The organism is Angelakisella massiliensis (genome assembly GCF_900104675.1).
GTDB lineage: Bacteria > Bacillota > Clostridia > Oscillospirales > Ruminococcaceae > Angelakisella > Angelakisella massiliensis.
This window is the reverse complement of record NZ_LT629945.1, coordinates 1-2500: the sequence shown is the minus strand read 5'-3', so window position 1 is coordinate 2500 and position 2500 is coordinate 1. Positions and strand designations below refer to the sequence as shown.

The 2500-nt window shown below is 52.9% G+C and carries 1 rRNA gene (cut by a window edge); it reads left to right on the top strand.

What is annotated here, in order from left to right:
• Positions 1-2491, top strand: a 23S ribosomal RNA gene (locus BQ5383_RS05210); it begins 346 nt to the left of the window's first position.
• Positions 2492-2500: the final 9 nt, after the last annotated feature.

Here is a 2500-nt window from a genome sequence, read left to right as displayed (position 1 = left end):
GGCAGACCAAAGAGCGTGAGAGTCGTGTAGGTGAAAGATTGAGACAGCGAACGGTATCCAGAGTACCGCGGGACACGTGAAACCCCGTGGGAAGCCGGGGGGACCACCCTCCAAGCCTAAACACTACCCAGTGACCGATAGCGTATAGTACTGTGAAGGAAAGGTGAAAAGGACCCCGGGAGGGGAGTGAAAAAGAACCTGAAACCCTGTGCTTACAAGCACCGAGAGCCCGTCAATGGGTGATCGGGTACCTTTTGTAGAATGGTCCGGCGAGTATATTTGACTGGCAAGGTTAAGGGCCTCAGGTCCGGAGCCGAAGCGAGAGCGAGTCTGAACAGGGCGTATAGTCAGTCGGATATGACCCGAAACCGGGTGACCTATCCATGGTCAGGTTGAAGTGAGCGTAAAAGCTCATGGAGGACCGAACCGACCTCCGTTGAAAAGGCGGCGGATGAACTGTGGATAGCGGAGAAATTCCAATCGAACTCGGATATAGCTGGTTCTCCCCGAAATAGCTTTAGGGCTAGCGTTGACTTAGATTACTGGAGGTAAAGCACTGAATAGGCTAGGGGCCGAGAGGTTACCGACCCTTATCAAACTCTGAATGCCAGATAATTGATGGTCAGCAGTCAGACAGTGTGAGATAAGTTTCATTGTCAAAAGGGAAACAGCCCAGACCCACAGCTAAGGTCCCTAATACACGTTAAGTGGAAAAGGATGTGGAATTGCATAAACAACCAGGATGTTGGCTTAGAAGCAGCCACACATTCAAAGAGTGCGTAACAGCTCACTGGTCGAGTGATTCTGCGCCGAAAATTCAACGGGGCTAAACGTGTAACCGAAGCTTGGGCTGCATCTTTGGATGCGGGGTAGGGGAGCGTCGTGTGCGGGGCGAAGCAGGAGCGGAAGCGCCTGTGGACTTCACACGAGTGAGAATGCCGGAATGAGTAGCGCGAAATATGTGAGAATCATATTGGCCGAAAGCCTAAGGTTTCTGGAGGAAGGTTCGTACGCTCCAGGTTAGCCGGGAGCTAAGGTGAGGCGGAGACGCGTAGCCGATGCACATACGGTGGAGATTCCGTAGCCATCAAAGGATTTAAGATCAGTGACACTGACAAAGGGCTTGACCCGGGCGTTGGTAGCCCCGGGCGAAAGGGACCGAAATTAGAGTAGGGAAGCAAGTTTAGCGTCAGGCGAGAAAAGCTGATTGTATATCCGCGATGCCCGTACCGCAAACCGACACAGGTAGGTAGGAAGAGGATTCTAAGGCCAACGGGAGAAGGGTTGTTAAGGAACTCGGCAAGTTGACCCCGTAACTTCGGAAGAAGGGGTGCTCTGGAGACAGAGCCGCAGAGAATAGGTCCAGGCGACTGTTTAGCAAAAACACAGCTCTATGCTAAATCGAAAGATGACGTATATGGGGTGACGCCTGCCCGGTGCTGGAAGGTTAAGAGGAGATGTGCAAGCATTGAATCGAAGCCCCAGTAAACGGCGGCCGTAACTATAACGGTCCTAAGGTAGCGAAATTCCTTGTCAGGTAAGTTCTGACCCGCACGAATGGCGTAACGATCTGGACACTGTCTCAACGACCCACCCGGCGAAATTGTAGTACCGGTGAAGATGCCGGTTACCCGCGACAAGACGGAAAGACCCCATGGAGCTTCACTGTAGCCTAATATTGGATTTCGGTATTTCATGTACAGGATAGGTGGGAGACTAGGAAACAGGGGCGTCAGCTTCTGCGGAGTCGACCTTGGGATACCACTCTTGAAGTGCTGGAATTCTAACCTGCGGCCATGAATCTGGTCGGGGGACATTGTTAGGTGGGCAGTTTGACTGGGGCGGTCGCCTCCAAAAAGGTAACGGAGGCGCTCAAAGGTTCGCTCAGCATGGACAGAAATCATGCTTTTGAGTGTAAACGCATAAGCGAGCCTAACTGCGAGACCGACGGGTCGAGCAGTAACGAAAGTTGGAGTTAGTGATCCGGTGGTATGTGAGTGGAAATGCCATCGCTCAACGGATAAAAGCTACCCTGGGGATAACAGGCTGATCTCCCCCAAGAGTCCACATCGTCGGGGAGGTTTGGCACCTCGATGTCGGCTCATCGCATCCTGGGGCTGTATTCGGTCCCAAGGGTTTGGCTGTTCGCCAATTAAAGCGGTACGCGAGCTGGGTTCAGAACGTCGTGAGACAGTTCGGTCCCTATCTGTCGTGGGCGCAGGATATTTGAGTGGAGCTGTCCCTAGTACGAGAGGACCGGGATGGACGCACCTCTGGTGCATCAGTTGTCACGCCAGTGGCACGGCTGAGCAGCTATGTGCGGAACGGATAAACGCTGAAGGCATCTAAGCGTGAAGCCAACCACAAGATAAGATATCCCACTGAGTCAATCAGGTAAGACCCCTTGAAGACTACAAGGTAGATAGGCACAAAGTGGAAGCGCGGTGACGCGTGTAGCTAGCGTGTACTAATCGGTCGAGGGCTTGACCAGGTCAAGCGA